22 protein-coding genes and 1 tRNA gene are annotated in these 22,780 nt (G+C 37.7%); 13 read left to right on the top strand and 10 right to left on the bottom strand.

Translation table 11 applies throughout. The annotated features are described in order from the left end of the window. Positions 1-118 precede the first annotated feature (118 nt). The 6 genes from rph (at position 119) to ACQKN2_RS07640 (ending at position 5,412) form a co-directional block, all read left to right on the top strand. Complete coding sequence (gene rph, locus ACQKN2_RS07665; protein ID WP_427414442.1) at positions 119-868, top strand: ribonuclease PH; 750 nt, start codon at positions 119-121, stop codon at positions 866-868. 1 nt (position 869) lies between these two features. After that, the gene (locus ACQKN2_RS07660) at positions 870-1,463 is read left to right on the top strand and encodes an XTP/dITP diphosphatase (protein ID WP_427414441.1); all 594 of its coding nucleotides are present in this window, start codon (positions 870-872) and stop codon (positions 1,461-1,463) included. A 12-nt stretch (positions 1,464-1,475) separates the two neighbouring features. Next, the gene (locus ACQKN2_RS07655; RefSeq protein WP_427414440.1) at positions 1,476-1,979 is read left to right on the top strand and encodes a metallophosphoesterase; all 504 of its coding nucleotides are present in this window, start codon (positions 1,476-1,478) and stop codon (positions 1,977-1,979) included. Positions 1,980-2,300: 321 nt separating this feature from the next. Continuing rightward, a complete protein-coding gene (locus ACQKN2_RS07650; protein WP_427414439.1) occupies positions 2,301-3,761 on the top strand; it encodes a protein adenylyltransferase SelO in 1,461 nt (486 codons plus the stop codon). 726 nt (positions 3,762-4,487) lie between these two features. Next, a complete protein-coding gene (locus tag ACQKN2_RS07645) occupies positions 4,488-4,661 on the top strand; it encodes a DUF2639 domain-containing protein (protein WP_427414438.1) in 174 nt (57 codons plus the stop codon). Between the two features lie 61 nt (positions 4,662-4,722). After that, the gene (locus ACQKN2_RS07640) at positions 4,723-5,412 is read left to right on the top strand and encodes a YqjF family protein (RefSeq protein WP_427414437.1); all 690 of its coding nucleotides are present in this window, start codon (positions 4,723-4,725) and stop codon (positions 5,410-5,412) included. 14 nt (positions 5,413-5,426) lie between these two features. On the opposite strand, the gene ACQKN2_RS07635 is transcribed toward ACQKN2_RS07640, so the two are convergent. Continuing rightward, positions 5,427-6,092 (bottom strand): hypothetical protein, encoded by a 666-nt coding sequence (locus ACQKN2_RS07635; protein ID WP_427414436.1) that lies wholly within the window; start codon positions 6,090-6,092, stop codon positions 5,427-5,429. A gap of 643 nt (positions 6,093-6,735) precedes the next feature. On the opposite strand from ACQKN2_RS07635, the gene ACQKN2_RS07630 reads away from it, so the two are divergent. Beyond that, positions 6,736-6,809: transfer RNA gene (locus ACQKN2_RS07630), tRNA-Arg, on the top strand. A 389-nt stretch (positions 6,810-7,198) separates the two neighbouring features. Here ACQKN2_RS07630 and ACQKN2_RS07625 read toward each other — a convergent pair. The 3 genes from ACQKN2_RS07625 to ACQKN2_RS07615 form a co-directional block, all read right to left on the bottom strand. After that, positions 7,199-7,513, bottom strand: coding sequence for a hypothetical protein (locus ACQKN2_RS07625; protein ID WP_427414435.1), 315 nt, complete (start codon positions 7,511-7,513; stop codon positions 7,199-7,201). Between the two features lie 442 nt (positions 7,514-7,955). Then, on the bottom strand, positions 7,956-8,153 hold the full coding sequence (locus tag ACQKN2_RS07620; protein WP_427414434.1) for a hypothetical protein: 198 nt from the start codon (positions 8,151-8,153) through the stop codon (positions 7,956-7,958). Between the two features lie 379 nt (positions 8,154-8,532). Beyond that, positions 8,533-8,751, bottom strand: coding sequence for a hypothetical protein (locus ACQKN2_RS07615; protein WP_427414433.1), 219 nt, complete (start codon positions 8,749-8,751; stop codon positions 8,533-8,535). 2,055 nt (positions 8,752-10,806) lie between these two features. On the opposite strand from ACQKN2_RS07615, the gene ACQKN2_RS07610 reads away from it, so the two are divergent. Together ACQKN2_RS07610 and ACQKN2_RS07605 are read left to right on the top strand one after the other, a co-directional pair. Beyond that, positions 10,807-12,165 carry a lytic polysaccharide monooxygenase gene (locus ACQKN2_RS07610; protein WP_427414432.1) on the top strand — a complete coding sequence of 453 codons (1,359 nt, stop codon included), beginning with the start codon at positions 10,807-10,809 and terminating at the stop codon, positions 12,163-12,165. Between the two features lie 162 nt (positions 12,166-12,327). After that, positions 12,328-12,615, top strand: coding sequence for a hypothetical protein (locus ACQKN2_RS07605; protein WP_049667586.1), 288 nt, complete (start codon positions 12,328-12,330; stop codon positions 12,613-12,615). A gap of 93 nt (positions 12,616-12,708) precedes the next feature. On the opposite strand, the gene ACQKN2_RS07600 is transcribed toward ACQKN2_RS07605, so the two are convergent. Genes ACQKN2_RS07600 through fdhF form a run of 3 tightly spaced genes read right to left on the bottom strand, consistent with a single transcriptional unit; the run spans position 12,709 to position 17,183 of the window. After that, entirely contained in the window at positions 12,709-13,752 is a 1,044-nt protein-coding gene (locus ACQKN2_RS07600) for an Mrp/NBP35 family ATP-binding protein (protein ID WP_427414431.1), read from the bottom strand. Positions 13,753-13,768: 16 nt separating this feature from the next. Further along, positions 13,769-14,245 (bottom strand): DUF1641 domain-containing protein, encoded by a 477-nt coding sequence (locus tag ACQKN2_RS07595; RefSeq protein ID WP_427414430.1) that lies wholly within the window; start codon positions 14,243-14,245, stop codon positions 13,769-13,771. Positions 14,246-14,249: 4 nt separating this feature from the next. Then, positions 14,250-17,183 (bottom strand): formate dehydrogenase subunit alpha, encoded by a 2,934-nt coding sequence (fdhF, locus tag ACQKN2_RS07590; RefSeq protein ID WP_427414429.1) that lies wholly within the window; start codon positions 17,181-17,183, stop codon positions 14,250-14,252. A gap of 615 nt (positions 17,184-17,798) precedes the next feature. On the opposite strand from fdhF, the gene ACQKN2_RS07585 reads away from it, so the two are divergent. From ACQKN2_RS07585 to moaA, 3 genes are read left to right on the top strand one after another with little or no spacing between them, the layout of a single operon-like run. Further along, positions 17,799-18,146: a DUF2294 domain-containing protein gene (locus tag ACQKN2_RS07585; protein WP_323651379.1), complete on the top strand. Its 348-nt coding sequence runs from the start codon at positions 17,799-17,801 to the stop codon at positions 18,144-18,146. A gap of 12 nt (positions 18,147-18,158) precedes the next feature. Next, positions 18,159-18,974, top strand: a complete 816-nt coding sequence (fdhD, locus tag ACQKN2_RS07580) for a formate dehydrogenase accessory sulfurtransferase FdhD (protein WP_427414428.1) — start codon at positions 18,159-18,161, stop codon at positions 18,972-18,974. A gap of 1 nt (position 18,975) precedes the next feature. Next, the gene (gene moaA / locus ACQKN2_RS07575) at positions 18,976-19,992 is read left to right on the top strand and encodes a GTP 3',8-cyclase MoaA (protein WP_427414467.1); all 1,017 of its coding nucleotides are present in this window, start codon (positions 18,976-18,978) and stop codon (positions 19,990-19,992) included. A gap of 78 nt (positions 19,993-20,070) precedes the next feature. Here the strand turns inward: moaA and moaC are convergent, their stop codons facing one another. The 3 genes from moaC to ACQKN2_RS07560 are packed head-to-tail and all read right to left on the bottom strand — an operon-like array spanning position 20,071 to position 21,630. Beyond that, on the bottom strand, positions 20,071-20,553 hold the full coding sequence (gene moaC, locus ACQKN2_RS07570; protein ID WP_427414427.1) for a cyclic pyranopterin monophosphate synthase MoaC: 483 nt from the start codon (positions 20,551-20,553) through the stop codon (positions 20,071-20,073). Further along, positions 20,546-21,139, bottom strand: a complete 594-nt coding sequence (locus tag ACQKN2_RS07565; RefSeq protein WP_427414426.1) for a molybdenum cofactor guanylyltransferase — start codon at positions 21,137-21,139, stop codon at positions 20,546-20,548. Before ACQKN2_RS07565 ends, moaC begins: the two co-directional genes overlap by 8 nt. Continuing rightward, positions 21,136-21,630 (bottom strand): MogA/MoaB family molybdenum cofactor biosynthesis protein, encoded by a 495-nt coding sequence (locus ACQKN2_RS07560; RefSeq protein WP_427414425.1) that lies wholly within the window; start codon positions 21,628-21,630, stop codon positions 21,136-21,138. Before ACQKN2_RS07560 ends, ACQKN2_RS07565 begins: the two co-directional genes overlap by 4 nt. Positions 21,631-21,750: 120 nt before the next feature. Between ACQKN2_RS07560 and ACQKN2_RS07555 the strand changes: the two genes are divergently transcribed. Further along, entirely contained in the window at positions 21,751-22,767 is a 1,017-nt protein-coding gene (locus ACQKN2_RS07555) for a thiazole biosynthesis adenylyltransferase ThiF (RefSeq protein ID WP_427414424.1), read from the top strand. Positions 22,768-22,780 lie beyond the last annotated feature (13 nt).

Raw genomic sequence — 22,780 nt, 5'->3', positions numbered from 1 at the left:
CTATGGGCTAGGCTGATTTTTGACGTTTTTAGCATTGTATAAAGGGACTGAGCACTTTTTTGAAGGTCAAAATTATGTTAAGATGAGTGCGCGAAAGTTTTTAGGAGGAACGAAAAATATGACAAGATTTGATGGAAGAAATGTAGATGCACTGCGTCCGGTGAAAATAGATAGTGATTATTTATTGCACCCAGAAGGCTCAGTATTAATTCAAGTAGGTAATACGAAAGTGATTTGTACAGCAACGATTGAGGATAAGGTTCCTGGTTTTTTACGTGGACAAGGCAAAGGGTGGATCACTGCAGAATACTCGATGTTACCTCGTGCAACAGCACAGCGTACAGCACGCGAATCATCTCGTGGCAAAGTCAATGGCCGTACAATGGAAATCCAACGATTAATCGGTCGTGCATTACGTGCAGTCGTGGACTTAGAAGCACTTGGTGAACGTACTGTATGGATTGACTGTGATGTGATTCAAGCAGACGGAGGGACACGTACAGCTTCAATAACAGGAGCATTTGTAGCGATGACCCAGGCAATTGCTAAGTTTGCTGAAGAAAAACAATTCAAAAAATTCCCGGTGACAGACTATTTAGCTGCAACAAGTGTTGGTGTTGTAGAGGATCACGGGGCCATTTTAGACTTAAACTACGTTGAAGATGTCGCTGCTGCCGTAGATATGAATATCGTCATGACGGGAGCAGGACGATTTGTTGAGCTACAAGGGACAGGTGAAGAAGCAACCTTTTCTCGTGAAGAGTTAAATGAACTACTGGCGTTAGGTGAACAGGGCATTCAACAATTGATTGCACTTCAAAAAGAGACACTAGGTGAATTGGCTAACAAAGTGGGAGGAAATGAATAACATGAAACAAGTAGTAATTGCGACAAAAAATAAAGGAAAAGCAAAAGATTTCGAAGCGTTATTTGGACCACTTGGCTATGAAGTTGTAACGATGTTTGATGTTGCCCCAGAGATGGAAATAGACGAAACAGGCACTACCTTTGAGGAAAATGCTATCTTAAAGGCAGAAGCATTAGCAAAAGAGCTTGGTACAATTGTTATTGCTGATGATAGTGGCTTAGCTGTTGATGCATTAAATGGTGAACCAGGTGTGTATTCTGCACGATATGCTGGTGATCATGATGATGAAGCCAACATGGTTAAACTACTAGAAAACTTAAAAAATGTCGAGGATGAAAAGCGTACAGCACGCTTCTGCTGTTGCATTGCTATTGCAGGGCCTGATTTTGAGACGACAACAGTTTTTGGTACTTGTGAAGGTGTTATTGCACACGAAAAACGTGGTACAAACGGATTTGGTTATGATCCAGTCTTCTTTGTCCCAAGTTTAAACCGTATGATGGCAGAGCTAACAGCCGATGAAAAAGGAGCAATTTCCCACCGTGGGAATGCGATTCGTAAGTTAAAGGAACAATTACCTAATCTTATAAAATAAGAGGTGATATCCATGCAAATACTTGTCATGAGTGATACACATGGCGATAGTAATGTGATTGAAAAAGTTCATGGCTTTTACCCACATGTCGATGCTGTCATTCATTGTGGAGATAGTGAGCTTCCTTTCTCCCATAAAGCATTGGAGGGCATGAAGAAAGTACGAGGTAATTGTGACATCGATAAAGCCTTCCCTGATGAAGAAGTATTCGATTTAGAGGACGCTACAATCTTTGTCACACATGGCCATTTATTCAATGTTAAAACTTCAATCTTGTCATTATCCTATCGTGCCAAAGAAGTAAACGCGCAAATTGCGTGCTTTGGTCACTCACATATTCTTGGAGCGGAAATGATTGATGATGTATTATTTTTAAATCCGGGGAGCTTATTAAAACCACGAGGTCGTAAAGAAAAAAGCTTTGCCCTTGTAGAGGTTGAAGATACGTATTTTGAAGTAAAGTTCTTTACGGACGATAATAGCTGTATTTCCACCCACAAGTTTATGCGAAAATGATGAAACAAAAACGCTTAAGTTATAGAAACTCTAAGCGTTTTTTGTTTTATCCCACAATCAATTATGCCTTGGCATAATTGAGTCCGGTCACCATCTATAGAGGTGGGAGAATTCTGTACCTGTCACTACGCTTTCGGTACAAAAGACATTTGTAACTGCCGTTTCACTTACGTTACATTACATAAATCATTTGTAGCTGACGCTTTGCTTTCGGTACATAAAACATTTGCTGAAGGTAGTTAAATGCAAATGGTAAAAATGGCTATGAATTGTTTATGATGAAGTAGAAAAACTAAATATAAACGAAACAAAGGAGAAAACATGGAAAATACAATGGGATGGAATTTTGATAATAGCTATACCCGGCTACCAAGCATTTTTTATACATCAATCAATTTAAATCCAGTTCGCTCACCAAAGTTAATCATGTTAAATGAATCAGTTGCCAATTCACTTGGATTAAACAGCAATGCCCTGAAAAGCGAAGAAGCGGTAGCGATTTTTGCAGGTAACAACAATCCGACCGGAGGCATGCCTATAGCACAAGCTTACGCAGGGCATCAATTTGGTCACTTTAATATGCTAGGGGACGGAAGAGCATTGTTATTAAGTGAACAAATAACACCAGCTCATGAACGCTTTGATATCGCACTAAAAGGCTCAGGAAGAACGCCTTATTCCCGTGGCGGAGATGGCAGAGCAGCACTTGGTCCAATGCTACGTGAATATATTATGAGTGAAGCCATGTATGCACTTGGCATTCCAACTACTCGAAGCTTAGCTGTCGTGACTACAGGCGAAATGATTCTCCGTGAAACAGAGCTTCCAGGCGCGGTTTTAACGCGCATTGCAAGCAGTCATTTGCGTGTTGGAACGTTCCAATATGGAGCGAATTTTGGAACGGAGGAGGAGTTGAGAGCATTAGCGGATTATGCTTTAGAACGGCACTTTCCCAATGCTGATAAAGCTCAAAACCGTTATTTAACCCTACTACAGGAAGTTATAAAGAAACAAGCGTCTCTTATTGCAAAATGGCAGCTAGTTGGTTTTATTCATGGAGTCATGAACACAGATAATATGGCCATTAGTGGGGAGACGATTGATTATGGTCCTTGCGCTTTCATGGATACTTATGATCCAGCGACAGTATTTAGCTCTATTGATCGACAAGGACGTTATGCTTATGGTAACCAGCCTAATATCGGAGGATGGAATTTAACACGATTTGCCGAATCATTAATACCGTTAATCCATGAAAATGAGGAAGATGCTATACACTTAGCTCAAGAGGCTCTAAAGCAATATCCTCAATTGTATTATGCAAACTGGTTAGCAGGTATGCGAGCAAAGCTTGGGATATTCAACGAAGAAGATCAGGACGTGGCACTAATTGAAGAGCTTCTAAAGTTAATGCAGGAACATCAAGCAGACTATACGAATACATTTATTGCATTAACCTTTGATAAATTCACTAAATCAGCGTTATTTAGTACAGAAGAATTTAAAGAATGGCATAAAAATTGGCAAGCAAGACTAGAAAGACAACAAGAAAGAAAAGACATGTCTCAACAATTAATGCGTGAGCATAATCCAGCAGTTATTCCACGAAATCACCGTGTAGAAGAAGCTTTAGAGGCTGCTGTTGAACAGGAAGACTATAGTGTAATGGAGCGATTACTAGAAGCTCTTGCTAACCCTTTTGCACATTCTAAGGAGCAACAGGAGTACACAACATTACCAACACCATCTAACCAACCATATCGAACGTTTTGTGGCACATAAGTTGAAAACGAACGGTTATTTAAAGTATGGCTCTTCAGCAAAACGAGGAGTTGATTTCCGTTCCGGCTGGGCGCTTTCCTGGGGGCGCCCGATGAGCCGCTTCGCTTCGCTGCAGGGTCTCGGGCCAACAGGATGTTGGTCACGAAGGCGTTATCACAGGATGTGATGGTTTTAGCCTTCGTTCCCCTATCGCTGATCCCCGAGGAGTAGCCCAGCCTCCACTCCAATCAACCATTTCACATATGTGCATAGGACACTCTCTAATTTGTGGCAATAAAAGGAATTTTGGCAATAGAAGTTTTTGTGCAAAAGTGTAGTTCTAACGTAGTGGTAGCAATTTATGTGCGAGAGCAAAGCGTTAGAATTAACAGGTGTACAATTGCGGCACTGTAATTAGTCTTTTCTGTTGATTATGGTGAGAAGAAATAGGGTTCACTTTTGAAGTGTATAAAATTTATAAAAGTTCTACGGTATTGCAGATTGGAGTGGAAGGCTACTCGACTCCCGTGGGAAAGCGAGACAGGCGAGACCCTGCACGGAGCGTAAGCGGAGGAAGCGGCTCGACGATCGCCCACAGGAAAGCGAGTAGCCTGGAACGGAAATCACCATTTAAAGAGCCACAACATTCATCAAAATTTCTTTGACCATCTCGTTTTTTTATTTTGAAAAAATTGTCACTACATAATTTCCTGAGCATACGCTATGTAAGAGTATTAGTGAAGGAGAATGTGCAAAGTGCATAAGTATTCAAAAGGTTGGTTTGTGAAGCAACTACGAGATCATGGTATTTTGGTGCATCCACAATTTAAAAGTCATTTAGGCAATTATAAAGAATCCGAACTACGCAATTTATATTACCGATATGTTGAAAAAGAAACGTTAGATTCAGAACAAAAATAGTCATGTTCGTTTGAATAACTCCTTTGTAGGAAAGAATTTAACTACAGAAAGGAGTTATTTTATGTGGAGTAAATCATGGATTTTGACGCAAATTTGGCAAGATGTGTTGTTTCTACATTGGCCAGTATCACCTAAGGATTTAGAGCAGTACATTCCGCAAGAGTTACAACTGGATCTCTATGAAAATAACGCTTGGCTTAGTGCTGTCCTTTTTAAAGTGAAAGGACAACGACTAAGATTTCTACCACTATTCCCAGGAGTTGATTCCTATTTGCAGCTTAATGTCCGGACATATGTTACATATAACGGCATGAAAGGAGTCTATTTTTTAAATTCAGATGTTACGAATCGTTTTATTGTACAAATAACTACAAAGGGTGGTTTATCATATCGCCATTCTAAAATATCTATAAAACAAAAAGAGAACAATTTTTCGTTTACAAGTTTATATTACGGTGCGCTGGCAGAAAGGTTGAAAATTTCATATCAACCGATTGCCAGTGAAATAATTAGTTCTCCCTTTGAAAAATGGCTAGTGGAACGTTATCATTCTTGGTCAAAATGGAAAAATTCTTTATTTCGGATAGATATAGATCATATACCATGGCAACTGCAACGAGTCCACATTAATATTGAAAGCAATACACTAGCTCCATTTGTGAAGGAATCAATACAAGGCATTCAACCGATTGCTCATTATTCAAAGAGTAAACAGGCTAGAATTTTTTCGCCAATTTTGGAAAAGAAATAACCGATTTATTAACGTTAATAAAAGAGGTAACAAAATTGCATGACAATGGCGCTTGCAATCATATCCGACATAGCAAGTGCCTCTGCCTCAATGTCGTCAAAAACTTGAACATCCTCAAGATAGTTTTTCTGAATCATAGTCACGGCTTCTTTTTTTGTTAAAGCTAAATGTGTATAGAACATTTTTTGCACTTCCTCAATACTTAAATACGGATTAATTCGATTTAAAAATATGGCAATTTCGTCAGCGTTACGATACCATTCCTTTTCCTTTGCATCCGCTGTTGCAGCATCTCCTTTGGCAGCTGCGGTTACTAGCTGTGCAGCAATAAGAAGATGTTCTTTAATCAGCTCAGCATAACGATCAGCAATTTGATCACCGTAAAATGGACGTAGACAATTACCTAAGTCAGTCGCATTTTGTAACAGTCGCTTCTGCACAAAGGGCAAATCAGGTAAGCCAAACACAATACTAATAATCGTCATCCTCGTCCAATTGACATGCTCCATCCATAATAAACGATTCATTGCCATAAAATCAGCTTCAGCTCTACTGATACAGCGACGATGATCGTTCTGCGGCAATAAAAAATGGCGAACAGGTGCAGTATAATGTGTGGAAGTAGCTCTATATAACGCACTTAAAGGACTACCGTAATATCCATTTGAATATGGGTACAATGTATATCCACTCCCTCTAGTTTTTTCTTCTACTGTAGAATACTCTGAGGTATTTCTATATATGAAAGAACAATGTTATGAAAGGAGTGAATATGGCTATTCTTCATACATCATTTTCTATGTCATCCCACCATCAACTGTTAGATTAATGCCTATAAAAAATTATTTGTTTGAATTAAATTATTCCATTCATCCACTGTTATGTTCATAAAAAGATTTATGTTGAAATTTACCCGCATTATTAATTAAAATATGAATAGTATCGAAATGATCAACAAGACATCCTGTTCTTTCGTATTAGCTGCTTGACCAAAAAGAACAGAATATCCATGCTCCAATAAATCTTTTTCTAATTGCAGCTCTAATTCTTTATTTACATGGGCATCATTTCAGGCATACGTTAGCACAATGCATTTACCAATCCCTTGTTCACCGCCAGTTATGACGACTACTTCCACCAGTTTTTTGCTTTTTATTATTTAACAAAAGTAGAGTAGAGAGATGGCATAATGAGGTGCAGTAAATCATATAATATTAATAATGAGGCAAACCTTGCCTCCATAGTAAAATTAATGTTGACTTTATCGTAAAAAGGACATATAATAAATATTGTCCTTGATATGGACTACATAAATAATATCATGTCTCAGTAGCTCAGCAGGATAGAGCAACGGCCTTCTAAGCCGTCGGTCGGGGGTTCGAATCCCTCCTGGGACGTCTAAAACACAGTTCAAGCCTTGATATGAAGGGGTTTGAGACAGATAAGGGATTCGCTCAGGGCTTCGGTCATTGATGTAGAATTCCTTTTTTGTACCCTTAAATTACGTATTCATATAGACAGACAACTATCTTCCAATTCAGTTGGAGGGTTTTTTTATGATCAAATTGTTTGATGTGGATTTCACGCTGACAACTAAAGAGCTTACCGCTTCTATTAAAGGGGAGGAGGCGAGCCTTTAAGCGTTGATAGTGAAGTAGAGAGAGTTATTTACAAAGGTTGTATAAATGAAGCTACAGGAGCTGTTGAGGAAGCATAACAAAAGGACTTGCGTATAGGAAGAATAATCATAAACACAAGTCCTAATCTTATTAACGTAACTCCGTAATTATTTTTCTTTTATAAAAAAGAAGCCTGTTCTAATTTCTTGTGGCACAAATCCTTCTTTAACGGACATTTTTTCCACCATTTTTTGTTCATCTGCTGTGATTACAGTGGTAATATCCTTCCTTTCAGTTGGCGCCCCTTTTATAAAAAAGAAGCCTGTTCCATTTTCTTGTGGCACATAGCTCTCTTTAGCAGCCATATTTTCTACCATATTTTGTTCTTCTTTTGTTATAACCGTAGTAATGTCTGTTTGTTTTGAAGCAACTACTGTTTGTTCTGCTGCTGATACCTTTGTGCTTTGCAAGTCTTTTGCCAAACCAAGTGTTAATGCTAAAACTCCTGTTAAACCAATAGTGAAGACTAACTTCCTTTTCTTTTCATATAAAAACCTCCATCTAAATAGTTCTTTATAATTTTTTCTTGCACAATCTGCGCCGTTGGTTCAATAACTGAATAATCAGTTGCTTGGTAAAGTGTAACATATTTACAAATATGGGGGTAGAGGTGTGGGCTTATAAAGCAAGGTATGTTGAGATTGCGGTAGCGCATCATTAAGCTAATGTGCATTGTTAAGTTCCACAGAACAGCTATCATATGATTCGAGAATGGGATAGACATATGCTTGGTTGCATAGGTTGCTCTCAGGTTGACTGTGAAGGCATAACAAAAGGACTTGCGTGTAATTTACGCACAAGCCTCTAGACTGATGTGTGATGGAATGTTGTATCGTTAGTTGAATTTGGGGATAATATCCCACATTATTCATTATGTTTAAACAGTAAACCTTTACCGACATATTCTTTATATCCCCAAATACTAATCAGCATAATTATTATTCCAATCACTAAAACAGAAATGGAAACTCCTGATAAACTTCCGTTAATTATATCAAAAATAGACATACCTATAAGAATCCCACTGATTGCTGGAATAAATGACCAAAAGAATCGTTTCATTGAAATCATCATCCTTTTTCAGGTCTTCATTCCAAAAAAACTGAACATTCTGTCTATATAGCAATTATAACATTGTGAGGTGCGAGTTGGTAGATAAATGGGGATTCACGACAAAAGAGATTGACGGTTATAAGAACTGAATAACACCTCTTTGAAGCCGTCTAGCGAGCCTGTAAGCGTTGATAGGGAAGCAGAGAAAGCATTTACACAGGTTGTCTAATTGTTGCTACAAAGCCATGTGTGGAGCTACAGGAGAGATTGAGGGAGCATAACAAGAGGACTTGCATATATGGGATTCAATCATACACGCAAGTCCTATCTTGATGTTTTGATAAGAATTAGTTATTGTTTTTGAAACCTTGAAAACTTTGCCTAATGTTTATACAACCCTATTAAGCAAGAAAAAATTCAGAATCCAACCGAGAATAGAAATGATAATAATACTCCACGCATATTTTTTACGCTGTGTTACACCAACAATCCCCATAATCACCCCTAACAATGGTGATAATAAAATACCGATAATATAAGCAAAAATATTGTAGGTTTTATAACTGTAGATTTCATTACTTCCATTGTCATATTTTTCACTATTCATATTAATCCCCCTTTGTTTTACTTTATTTCTAATAACTTAAACTGTATAGAAAAGTGTAACATATTGACAAATATTGATGTGGGATGAATGTGAAACACTAACAAGAAAGATTGACAATAACAGCAGGGCGAAGTAATACTGTCTAAACAGATTCAACTTTGAGTTAGCCTACAACAACAATCCTAGCAAGGTCTTAGGTATGTTTAACGAGCTTATAAGCGTTGATAGTGGAGCAGAGGAATCACTGACATAGGTTGTTTAATCGTTGCTACAGAGCTATGTGTGGAGCTACAGGAGAGATTGAGGGAGCATAACAAGAGGACTTGTGTGTCTGATTTTAATTGCGCACAAGCCCTTAGATTGATGTGTGATGGGATGTTGTTTTGATTGTCGAAAAGGTGATAATAGCCCCTATGTACGTTCATTTCTGAAAAAACCAATTAAAGAAATAATCATTCCTACTACAGAAATGACCAACCCTATTGTAGTACCTTGTGAATATCGGAGAGTCCCTGTTCTGCCCGATGTGCGCCATTTGCACATCAAAAAGGTTTATGGCATTTTTGCCATAAACTCATTCATTGAAATAACTTCATGTTATGACAATGAAAAATTTTAATGGAGTCAACTCTGACTTTATTAAATTCAAACCTCTTGCTGTATAAGGGGTTTATTGGATTTTCCAAATAAACGCATGTAAAGGTACTTCTAGCAACTGGGAGTACCTGCTCCGTACACCTCACGTTGTAGCCCCTTTACAGAAGCGTTGGAGGCAATCATCAATCAAATGCAAGTGAGTGGCTATCGTCCACGTACTATCAAGGATTACGATTAGTCCTGATGAACTTCTTATTATCAAACTTTATTACAAAGCTACATTTTAATGCTAACCTCCTCAGTAAAGATTCCTTTATAAATTAGAATAATTTATATAAAAAATGGAAAGAAATATGTGTAAAAATGTTGGAGTTGGTAGTTATGGAATTTGATAAAGAGAAAGACATTTACTGCTACAGCTGTCGTAAAAAAACTGTGTTCACATGTAAAGATATGCATCATAAAAGTGGGGTAGACAGTCACTGTAGTGAATGTTCCGGTATTTGGTTTGAATGGCAAAATCGAGCCGTGGAGAGAGAAATGGAAAAGTGGATTGAATATAATAAAGGGCTCGCAAATTAGAATAAGGGTCTATTATCCATTTTTAACTTCTTTCAGCAGGTGTCCAACACCCGCTGAAATAGAGGAACTCAGTCTAAGAACGCCACGTCCTGTGGCAATGACTGAGTGACCAACATCACGTTTGCCCAAAGCCTCCGGCGGCTGTCACGGAATCGGAAAGGAGTTCAATATAGGATGTTAGCCTAAAATCATCGCATTCATGCGATAACGGTTAACTGACCTGCATCGGTAAAAACGCCACGTCCTGTGGCATTACCGAAATGGCCGACATCGTGTAGGCCCTCGTGTTGCTGCCGCTACGTTAGCACTGCGCTTTCGCACAAAAAATATCTGCAGGCCTAAGCACAAAGCCGTTTCCGGACGCAATTATGCCGAGGCATAATTGATCCACCGGTAGATATTCCAAAATCAATTTCGAAGTTTTCCTCGTTCGAGTAGAGAAAGAATAAGTATTTTTAATCTCATTAATAATGGTTTATATATATTTCAGATAGATAGTAAAGAAGCAAAAGAGTTCGTATGGAATTGAAAGTACTTTGAAAGTTATGCCCCAGTAGTAGTCAAAGGTAAAAACAGCTCATGCCTAGGAAGCATGAGCTGTTTTTTAGACTTTATTTCTTTGTTGAAATCGTAAAAATGACAAATTTAACTTGAACACTTTATGAACGTTTTATTAAAATCTATATCACTTTTGAATGGAATATAACTAAGTGATAAGATATTTACTATGTTTAGCACTATTTATCTACCTTCTTTAAGAAAAAACATATTCACTTAATACACCTATTATCATGTTTATTCATAGTTTGCTTATTAATAAGATCATGGCTATCATACCAATAGAAACACAATTTCAAAAGTAAGGAGACTAGTAATATGAACATTAAATTCACAAAATTAAGTAAGAATAAAAAGGGGATAAGTGCTGCAATATTAGCAGCGGGAATCATGGGGATTGCAATGGCACCAAATGCATCTGCCCATGGGTTTGTTGAAAAACCAGCTAGCCGTGCTGCTTTATGTAGCCAAAGTTATGGCGCGCTTAACTTGAGTTGTGGAAGGGTTATGTATGAGCCACAGAGCTTAGAGGCCAAAAAAGGATTTCCACAAGGTGGACCAGTAGATGGTAAAATTGCATCTGCAGGAGGTCAGTTTGATGGCATCCTAGATCAACAAACTGCAAATCGCTGGTTTAAGAATACGATTACAGGGGGATCAAATACCTTTACGTGGAAGTACACTGCATCACATTTTACAAGCAAATGGCACTATTATATTACGAAAAAGGGATGGGATTCTAATAAGCCATTGACTCGTGCTGATCTTGAGCCAATTGGAACTGTTGAACATAATGGTACTGATGCAACTAATAATTTAACGCATACAATTAACGTACCAACGGATCGTAGTGGCTACCACGTTATTTTAGCTGTTTGGGATGTAGCGAATACTGCAAATGCTTTCTATAATGTCATTGATGTTAATTTGGTGAATAATGTGGATGTAGATAAGGAAGCTCCATCTCAACCAAATGGATTACAAGCAACCAAAGTCACTTCTAACAGTGCTGAGCTAAAATGGAATCCATCTACAGACAATGTAGGTGTAAAAGAATATCAAGTATTCCGTGATGGTAAAGTAGTTGGAAATGTAGCGGGAACTACATTCACAGATAAAAATTTAAAAGCGGAAACAAAATATACATATACAATAAAGGCAGTGGATGCCGCTGGAAATGTTTCTAAAGAAAGTGAATCTACATTTGTAGAGACAATGAAAGCAACTCCAGATACAGAAGCACCAACGCAACCAACTACACTGCACACGATGGCAGTAACATCATCAAGTGTAGACTTAATGTGGAGTGCATCAGAGGATAATGTAGCAGTTGACCATTATGTTATCTATCGAGAAACACCAGTAGGACAAATGACTGCAGTTGGAACATCAAAAACTACATCTTTTATGGACATGAATCTACAAGCCAATACAACTTATAAGTATGCAGTCACTGCTGTTGATGCAGCTGGAAATGAATCTATTAAAAGTTCCGTTTTAACTGTGACTACAAAAGAGCAAGGGGCGTCTTATGAGCAATGGAGTTCATATAAGGCGTATACAAAAGGTGATAAAGTAGAGCACCAAGGTAAAGTATATGAAGCGGTTCAAAGCTATCAAGGATATGGAGATCCGAATTGGATTTTCGCATTGTCTTTATGGAAAGAAGTTAAATAAAAAGTAAAGTCCTAATAAAAAGCCTTGCTCATGCAAGGCTTTTTTAAAATTTAGTTAATGCCTTTATCAATCCAAATATCTAAGAAACGAGAGAAGAGAAAACTTATAAAAAAAGTTATAATATAATAGGAAGAAACTCAAGATAGAAAGATGGATTTTAAAATGAATGAACAATTAGTAGATTGGATTACACGTTTTCAAAAGGAGAAAGATATAGAGGCTCTCGCAAACTTAAAAGACTATTGCTACTATATGATTGAACCTTTAATTGAGGAATTTACGGAGAAATACGGTGAAGATGCTGGGGAATTATTACGGTTAAAATGGGATAAGCGTTTTTATTTTATTTTTACTAAGTATCAATTAAATGTTGGGCTGCCTTTAGATTCTTTCGTTAAAAATACGTACCGTTTTTATTTTATGCAGGTTTTAAAGAAGGCGGGCTATTGAATTAAATAGTAGGGGAGTGTTTGGCTCCATGAAAAAACCCTTGTCTCGTATAAGAACGAGCCAAGGGTTTACTTGTTTTATCTTGCATTTTTATTAATACATCAAATCTTCTGCAAGGTGGGTAAATACTTCACCGATAATGGAGTCTTCGTCGTAAACGGAAGAACCTGTATTTTCCTCAGGTTGCGCAAATGGGATTTGAGCAATGATATTTGTCTGAAGCTCATCTGCTAATTTTTCGGCGCCACCTTGACCGAATAAATAGTTCTTTTCACCATTCGAATTTTCAAAGTATGCCATGTTTTCAACAACACCAAGAATCGAGTGGTTCGTATGTTGAGCCATCAAACCTGCACGAGAAGCAACGTGGGAAGCTGCAAGGTGCGGTGTTGTTACAATTATTTCCTGTGCTTGTGGAATCATTGCCGCCATATCAATGGCAACATCTCCCGTACCAGGTGGTAAATCTATGAGAAGATAGTCTAATTCATCCCAATGTGTATTGACAAGGAAATTGCGAATCCATTTATTAAGCATTGGACCACGCCACATGACAGGTTGGTTTTCGTTTGTGAAAAAACCCATCGACATGATTTTCACACCATGACTTATTACTGGAATAGCTGTTTGGTCAAGCATTGTTGGTCTTTGATGAATCTTCATCATAGCTGGAATACTAAATCCATATATATCTGCATCTAAAATACCTACACGTTTGCCAAGACGGGCAAGGGCTACTGCTAAGTTAATCGTCACAGTAGACTTACCGACGCCCCCTTTACCACTAGTAACTGCAATAAATTTGACACCAGAATCGGGTAGAAGCATTGTAGGCATACCTTTATCCGTAACTTTTTCTGATTTTAAAGAAGTTGTTAGACTACGACGCTCGTCATCTGTCATAGAACCAAACTTGATGGAGACTTTTGATGCACCGATCGTTGTCAACGCTTCTTCAACATCTTGTTGAATTTTTGCTTTTAAAGGACAACCTGGAATAGTCAAGATAATATCAAGTGAGATATGCGTACCATTGACTTGAATATTACGTACCATATTCAAGTCAACGATGCTTTTATGAAGTTCTGGGTCATCAACTTTCTGCAAAGTTTTTAAAATGTGCTCGTTCGTTAGCATATAAGAAATCATCCTCCTATTTTAGGCCTTTGCCAAGCCCTTTTAAGAAGTGAGCGCCAAAATTCACAGCACGATTAACATCAGGATCGTTTAGCATTTTGAACAGCTTAAAGGCACTAACTTTTTCGTCAGATTCAACGGCTTTGTTCGCTTCATTTAAGCCAGTATTTAAGCCTTCAATCAGCTTTGTTGTTGTTTCTGGGTTCAGTTCGGTTAATGCTCCCGCAACACCCATTAAGTTGTTGATGATATTCGTAACAGGCTTACGAGTTAATTGACCAAGAGCAATATGTGCAACATCCTCTTTTGCTTCAAGTAGTTTCGTAGCTGCCTCTAGCGCTCCAATATCATTTAATTCTGCCATGATCGTAAAGACCTGATTCACCATTTCTTCATTCTCAGAAAGTAGTTGCTTTAAATTCTCTAACTTTTCTTCCTTTAGTTGTTCTTCTGTTACTTGCGCTTTTTGAATTGTCGTAATTGGTGCTGCCATGAACTCACTCCCTTTCGTTAGTTGTTAAGTGAACGTAGCCAGGACGATTCCATTTGCGCTCTACCTCAACACCATTTTGTGGATGACGTTTTTTATAACGTGGGTTTGTTCTAGGAAGTGGCGATTTTCCTTTTTGTTTCAATACTTCTACGCGTACTTTTGTTTGTTTGTACGCCGGTGTCGATGTATTGATGTCTCCAGCCGGGCCCGTTAAGAAATTAATCGCTGAATCTTTGCTAACAGAGTTCATTGGTAAGAAAAGTTCATTTCCTTGTACGCGGTCTGTCACTAGGGCATTTAATTTTAATGCGCCTTGAGGAGACACTAAACGAAGAAGAGCTCCATCTTCAATGCCACGTTCTTTTGCTAGTTCTGGTGATACTTCAACAAAAATTTCAGGTACTTTCGATTGAATACCTTTTGATTTATTTGTCATATTACCTTCATGGAAGTGTTCAAGCATACGACCGTTGTTAATATGGCAATCATATTGCGCTTCATATTCAACCGGTCTGATCCAATCATTTAATGCAAAACGAGCTTTTTTGTCAGGGAAGTTAAAGCCATCCTCATATAGTAAAGGTGTGTCTTTACCATCATGGCTACCCCAACAGAAGCTACCCCAATTTTCTAATACATCATAGTTCGCTTGCGAGAAGAATGGAGCAAGACTAGCCATTTCAGCAAAGATTTCACTTGGGTGACTGTAATTCCAGTCAGCACCTAGGCGACGTGCTACTAATTGAAGGATTTCCCAATCGGCTTTTGATTCACCAAGTGTTGGTAATACTTGATATAGTCGTTGTACACGACGCTCTGTATTCGTGAAAGTACCTTCTTTTTCAAGAGAAGGTGCTGCTGGTAAAATAACATCCGCATATTGTGCTGTACGTGAAAGGAAGCAATCTTGTACAACAAAGAAGTCTAATTGTGAAAGTACTTTATCTACATGGTTAGCATCGCAATCTACAAGTGCCATATCTTCCCCAACTAAATACATTGCTTTCATTTTACCTTCCATGATAGCATCTAACATTGCCATATTCGTACGACCTGGTTCAGGTTTGATTTTCACACCATATGCTTCTTCAAATTTCTTACGTGCTTCGTCGTCTATTACTTTTTGATTACCTGGTAATAGATTTGGTAGTGTACCCATATCACAAGCACCTTGAACATTGTTGTGACCACGAAGAGGGTAGGCACCTGCACCTGGACGACGATAGTTACCAGTAGCTAGAAGTAGGTTAGAAATTGCAGCTGATGTATATGAGCCACCTGTATTTTGTGTAACACCCATACCCCAAAGTACACATGTACCGTCAGCATCACGAATCATTTCAGCAACATTTATCAACGTTTCTTTTGAAATGCCCGTTTCTTTTTCTGCATATTCTAGTGTGTATGTTTCAAGTACATCTTTAAAATCATCAAAGAAGTGCACGTTCTCTTTAATGAAGGCTTCATCATGCCAACCTTGATCGATCATATATTTTGTAACGGCCATTAACCATACTTGGTCTGTTCCTTGTTTTGGGCGCATGAAAATATCAGAACGCTCAGCCATTTCATGTTTACGAACGTCGGCAACAATTAATTTTTGACCGTGTAACTTATGGGCACGTTTTACACGAGTAGCTAAAACAGGGTGACCTTCTGCAGGGTTTGCCCCAACAATAATAACAAGGCCAGCTTTTGCGATATCTTTGATCGTTCCAGCGTCGCCACCTATACCAACTGTGCGTAGTAGGCCATCTGTAGCTGGAGATTGACAATAGCGTGAGCAGTTATCAACGTCGTTTGTTTCGAATAATTGACGTGCCATTTTTTGAATTAAGTAGTTTTCTTCGTTTGTAATTTTTGAAGAAGAAATAAAGCCGACAGAACCAGAACCGTGTTCTTTTTGAATGCCACCTAGTTTAGTAGCAATTAAGTCAAGCGCTTCATCCCATGAAGATTCAACAAATGCATCATTTTTACGAATTAATGGTTTTGTAATTCGTTCTTCAGAGTTGATGAAGTCCCAACCGAATTTTCCTTTTACACAAGTAGAAATAGCATTTACAGGACCGTCAGAAGGTTGCACTTTTAAAATTTTGCGGTCTTTTGTCCAGACTTCAAACGAACAACCTACACCACAGAAAGTACAAACTGTTTTTGTCTTTTTAGTACGTTTACTACGCATAGCAGCTTCGACTTCAGAAACAGCGAAGATACCGCTATATCCGGGTTCAACTTCCTTAATTAAACTAATCATCGGATCTAATGTTTCTTGTTTAAGCCCCGTCATAAAACCAGCTTCACCAAGCATTGATTTTTCCATTAATGCGTTACATGGACAAACGGTAACACATTGTCCACAGCCTACACATGAAGAATCGTTAATGGCAACGCCTTCATCCCATACTACTTTTGGTCTTTCAGCTTCCCAGTCAAGAGATAATGTTTCGTTAACTTGTAAGTTTTGACAAACCTCTACACATTGTCCACATGCGATACATTGGTTTGGATCATATCGATAAAACGGGTGCGACGTATCTACTTCGTGTGGTTCAACTTTTGGTTGGTAAGGATATTTCTGATGTTCAATTTCCATTAATTCTGCTGTGTTATGTAATGTACAATTGCCGTTGTTATTATCACAAACTGTACAATACAGCAGATGGTTTTCTAGTAGACGATCCATCGCTTCTGTTTGAGCAGCTTTCGCTTTATCAGAAGTAAGTTGGATATCCATGCCGTCTATAGCTTTTGTTGAACAAGAGCGAACTAATTGTCCATTCACTTCAACGATACATGTATCACAAGTTTTGATAGGATCAACAGATGGTACATGACAAATTTGTGGATGGGCGATGCCATTTTGATTAATGGTATCAAGTATTGTAGCTCCCTCTGCTACATCATACGGTTGGCCATTAATGTTAATTTTAGTCAAGGTGATTTCCTCCTTTTGTTCTTTAAGACTCTTTGGCAACAGGTTAATACTGAGGATAAACCGGGAATAGAACTACGAGTTTTTTAATTTTGAATGTCTTGTTCATTTAAAAAATGTTCTTGTTATAATGTCATTTCCCGATTGATCATTTCTACACTAAGATAGATGAAGAAACATGTATTACGAGTTGTCAATGTTGATATTGCTGAAAAATAAAAAAATCCACCATGAAAAGGCATGTACTAACATGCTATTTATTCATGGTGGATAAAATTCTTAACAGGCCTTGCTAAAAATTCAATCTACTTTTATTTTTTATTCAATATAAGTAATAGAATATAAATATCAAAACCACCATGCCAATAGTTCAAACCTATTTGTATAAAACCATGACATAAGAATCAAAATACTTTCATTCCATTTATAATATCACTTATTATAGCCTTTTCTGCCAAAATGGACAATAATTATAGTAAAATTTATTGTTTGAGAATGATTATCATTGGATATTTTCTCTTTAATTTTTATTTAAGTTGCTATATTATTAACAAACTATAAGGGTGACCCCCATGAACATAGGAAAAAAAGATTAATTACGTTGGGAGAATCGTTAAAATGTCAAAAAAAGTGCATGAATTCAACGACATTATTCGAAAACTACGCAAAGATATATTTGGAAAAGGACCGGAGCGTATTCATACTGTTTTCGTTGAGAACATGGCTGTCTCAACTTTATATGGTAATATCACACCGACAGAAAAATTTATTGCGAGTACACCTGAAGGGTTAAAAATGGTGCATGCTGCGCGTACAAGAATGATTCAAGATTTGTATACTAAATCACCTCCAGAAGGCATGGAAGAATTGATGGGCACTAAGCTACTCCATTTATTTTCAGATATTAAAATTGAAGAAGATTTTGCTATTTCTGTATTTGTTTTTGAAAATAATATTAGTGAATAAAGGGGATGCCATATGGAACGAGCAGTAACAAGAGACATCATTCGTGTTGAAGGTAATCAAAGCAAAGAAATAGAAGATACTGTTGTCACAGAATATGCTGTGACAGTGAAGATTAATGAGCAAGAATTTGTGACGATGGTTTGCACACCGGAGTATGTAGAAGATATGGTTATTGGCTATTTGGCTTCTGAACGAATTATTCGTGGTTACGAAGATATTGAAGATATTTGGCACCAAGAAAAAGAAGGTTTTGTACATGTTAAAACAAAGCGTGTGAATCCTTACTTTCAACAAATTCAAAATAAACGCTACATTACTTCTTGTTGTGGCATGAGCCGCCAAGGTTTTGTTTTTGCTAATGATGCATTAGTAGCTAAAAAAATGGACGGTATTCATGTACGTATTACAACAGATGATTGTTTTCGTTTAATGCGCGATATGCAAGATTTAGCTGAAATATTCAAACAAACTGGTGGCGTTCATAATGCAGCGCTATGTGATACGAATGGCGTTTTATTAAGTCGAATGGATATTGGGCGCCATAATGCTTTAGATAAAATTTATGGGTATTGCCTAAAAAACAACATTAGCATTCAGGACAAAATTATCGTATTTAGTGGAAGGATATCATCGGAAATTTTACTTAAAGTATCGAAAATTGGCTGTGAAATTGTTCTGTCCAAATCTGCTCCTACAGAATTGGCATTGCAATTGGCAGAGCAACTCGGTATTACGACGGTAGGTTTTATTCGCCAAAATACACTTAATATTTATACACATAAAGAACGTATTCACTTACCTACAAATAAAATGAAAGGAAGAGATTAAAATTACTAATCTACGAGACCAACTACAAAGACCATTAAGAGATTTAAGGATATCAGTAACAGACCGTTGTAATTTTCGTTGTCAATATTGCATGCCTGCAGAAGTATTTGGTCCAGATTATGCTTTTTTACCGTCCGATAAAATATTGAGTTTTGAAGAAATCGAACGATTAGTAAAGATTTTTGTTTCATTAGGTGTGAAAAAAGTACGCATTACTGGTGGTGAGCCTTTACTACGTCGTGATCTGCCGAAATTAATTGAACGTATACATCGCATAGATGGAGTAGAGGATATTGCTTTAACGACCAATGGCACATTGTTGAAAAAATATGCAAATGAATTGGCGAGAGCTGGTTTATCACGAGTAGCTATTAGCCTAGATTCTCTAAATGAGGAACGTTTTTTCGAGATGAATGGGCATCGAGGAAAAGTGAAAGCGGTATTAGAAGGTATCGAAAAAGCGGCAGAAGCAGGTTTACAAGTTAAGATTAATATGGTTGTTCAAAAAGGAAAAAATGAGCAAGATATCGTTTCAATGGCAGAATATTTTAAAGAGAAACAGCATATTCTTCGCTTTATTGAATATATGGATGTCGGTAATTCGAATGGTTGGCGGCTAGATGAAGTTCTGTCGAAGAAAGAAATCGTTGACCAAGTCCATCAATTCTCTCCCTTGCATCCTGTCGACCCTAATTATAAAGGGGAAGTAGCTACACGTTATCAATATGAGGATGCCCAGGGTGAAATTGGCGTGATATCATCTGTAACAGATTCTTTCTGCTCAACGTGTTCGCGTGCCCGTATTTCTGCAGAAGGAACATTATATACGTGTTTATTTGCAACAGAGGGAACGAGTTTACGAGCATTGTTAAGGTCTGGGGAAGATGATGAAACTATTACCCAATGCATTTCGAACGTTTGGGAAAATAGAAAAGATCGCTATTCCGATGAACGAAATGAACAGACAATGGAGAAACGGAAAAGCGCAAAAATTGAAATGTCACACATCGGTGGTTAGACGAAATAGAGTGGTATTAGTGACTTATGGTAAAAAAAACAGAAAAAAAACGGCAAAATAATGCCGGATTTTTTCTGTTTATTTGTGCACAAAGTTGCCGCTTTTTCCGCCTGTTTTTTGAACAAGGTATGTTTCTTTAATCACCATAGACTTGTCGACGGCTTTACACATATCATAAAAAGTCAGTGCAGCAATGGATACAGCAGTTAGTGCTTCCATTTCGACACCTGTTTTACCACTACATTTCACTGTAGCTTGAATGTGTAGTTCGTAACCAACCTCTGCTTTTGTATAGTCAAATTGAAGATCTGTTCCTTGTAACATAATCGGATGGCACATTGGGATAATATCAGACGTTTTTTTAGCACCTATAATCCCAGCAATTTGTGCCACTTGCGTTGGGTCGCCTTTTTTAATGCCTCCTTGTTGGATGGCTTGGTAGACCTCATCGGATAACGTGATTGTACTGCGGGCGATAGCTGTACGGTTTGTGATTGTTTTTTCTGAAATGTCGACCATTTTAGGACGACCTTCTTCATTCCAGTGTGTAAAATTACTCATTATTATTAGATTTCCTTTCCAATGTTTGTAGCCAATCTTGTTGTGAATTGATATTGATAAATGTTGAGCTGTCTTCTTCAAAGGGAACATAACACACTTGAAGTTGCTCTAACAAGACTTTCATACTTCGCTTGTTATGTTGGACTAATTGATGTGCTTTTGGTAAAGCACTGCGTCGATATAAAGCAGCAAGAGGTTGTAATCTTGAAGCTTGTTTAGGAACAATAGCCTCATAACGATCATCGATAAATGTTAGCATAGTTTGGACAAATTCTGCATTAATAAAAGGCATATCACTTGCAATTACGAAAAACCACTCTACTTCTGGGAAATTTATCATGATATTATGCAAGGCAAACAGAGGTCCTTGATGAGGCTCTTTTTCAATGATCCATTGGACATCTTCTTCTACAAACTTCGATTGCAAGCTAGCATTCGTAGCAATAATGAGAGGATGTAGTTGATTTTTTTGTAAAGCTATGAGACTTTGCTTATATAAAGGCAGACCAGCAAATGATTCGAACATTTTCGGTTGACCATACCGAGAAGATTGACCGCCAGCTAAGACAACACCAGCCATTTTCATATGCGATTCAACTCACCGACAAAATGTTGCACAGTAGGAAGAATCAGTTTTGTCATAGCAAGAGTCACGGCATTCGTGGAACCTGGTAGCACATAGATAGCCGTTTTATCGCGACTACCTGCTGTTGCACGACTAAACATGGCTTTTGGGCCGATTTCTTCATAGCTTAGTGTTCGAAATAATTCACCAAATCCCATCATTTCTTTTTCGAAAAGAGGGAGAATCGTGTCGTAAGTTTGGTCTCTCGGTGTAAACCCTGTTCCTCCTGTTACGATAATGGTATTAATGGTAGAATCAGCGCACCATTTTTGTACATGGTTTAAGATTTCAAGCGGTTCATCTTTTGACATTTGATAGTCTATTAATTCAAATGAAGCTTCTTGAAGTAATGATTGAATACGCTGACCACCATGATCATCCGCCTTCGTGCGTGTGTCACTCACTGTTAAAATGGCAGCTTGTATAGGAAGTTGACTATGTGTGGGATGCAAGGTAAAAGACCTCCTTTTATAGAGTTGATATTGTTTTTTGCTGAAAAACATTGCTTTTATTATAAAGCTATAAATTAAAAGGTCAAACTAAAATTCATAGAAAGAAAGGCAAAACCGTTTATGCATAATAGATATTCTAGACAACAATTATTCAGCCCAATCGGAGAAAACGGGCAGCTGCTACTAAAACAAAAGCATGTCCTGATGATAGGGGTTGGTGCTTTAGGCAGTGCTAGCGCAGAGGCTCTAGTAAGGGCAGGCATCGGAAAATTGACGATTATTGATCGTGATTATGTAGAGTGGAGTAATTTACAAAGACAACAACTATATACGGAACAAGATGCGCAAGAAAAAGTACCTAAAGTAATCGCTGCAAAAAAACGACTACAAAGCATTAATTCTGAGGTGGAAATCAACGCACATATTGTTGATGCGTGTGCAGAGCAATTAATTTCATTGCTTGAAGATGTAGATATGATGGTGGATGCAACGGATAACTTTGATATTCGCTTTATGATGAACGATCTTGCACAAAAATATCAAATTCCTTGGGTTTATGGTTCTTGTATTGGCAGTTATGGCGCTACTTATACGATTGTGCCAGGTAAAACACCTTGTTTACATTGTTTGCTAGCAGCGATGCCCAATACTGGGATGACATGCGATACAGTAGGAATTATAAGTCCAGCTGTTCAAATCGTAGCAGCTTATCAAGTAGCTGAGGTATTAAAACTTTTAGTTGGCAATGAAGAAGCATTGCGTAAAAGTTATTTAACTTTTGATGTTTGGCAAAATCAACACTATGAAATAAACGTAGAAAAAATTCGGAATCATGATTGTCCATCCTGTGGCAATAATCCGACCTATCCATATTTGTCATATGAAAATCAAACAAAATTAAATGTATTATGTGGTCGGGACGCTATTCAAATACGTCCACCTAAACCGATTCACTATAATTTGGATCAGCTCGCTGTCCAACTTCGTCCTTATGGTGATATTCAACAAAATCCCTATTTATTATCTTGCCAAGCAGAAGATTATCGACTAGTGATTTTCCAAGATGGACGAGTTGTCATTCACGGTGTAAAAGATATACAAAAAGCTAAAACCATTTATTATCGTTTATTCGGATAAAGGAGGTACTAAA

The organism is Lysinibacillus sp. NPDC093688 (assembly GCF_050280145.1).
Classification (GTDB): domain Bacteria; phylum Bacillota; class Bacilli; order Bacillales_A; family Planococcaceae; genus Lysinibacillus; species Lysinibacillus xylanilyticus_B.
Note: the sequence above shows the minus strand (reverse complement) of the source record. Positions and strands in the feature narration are given on the sequence as shown.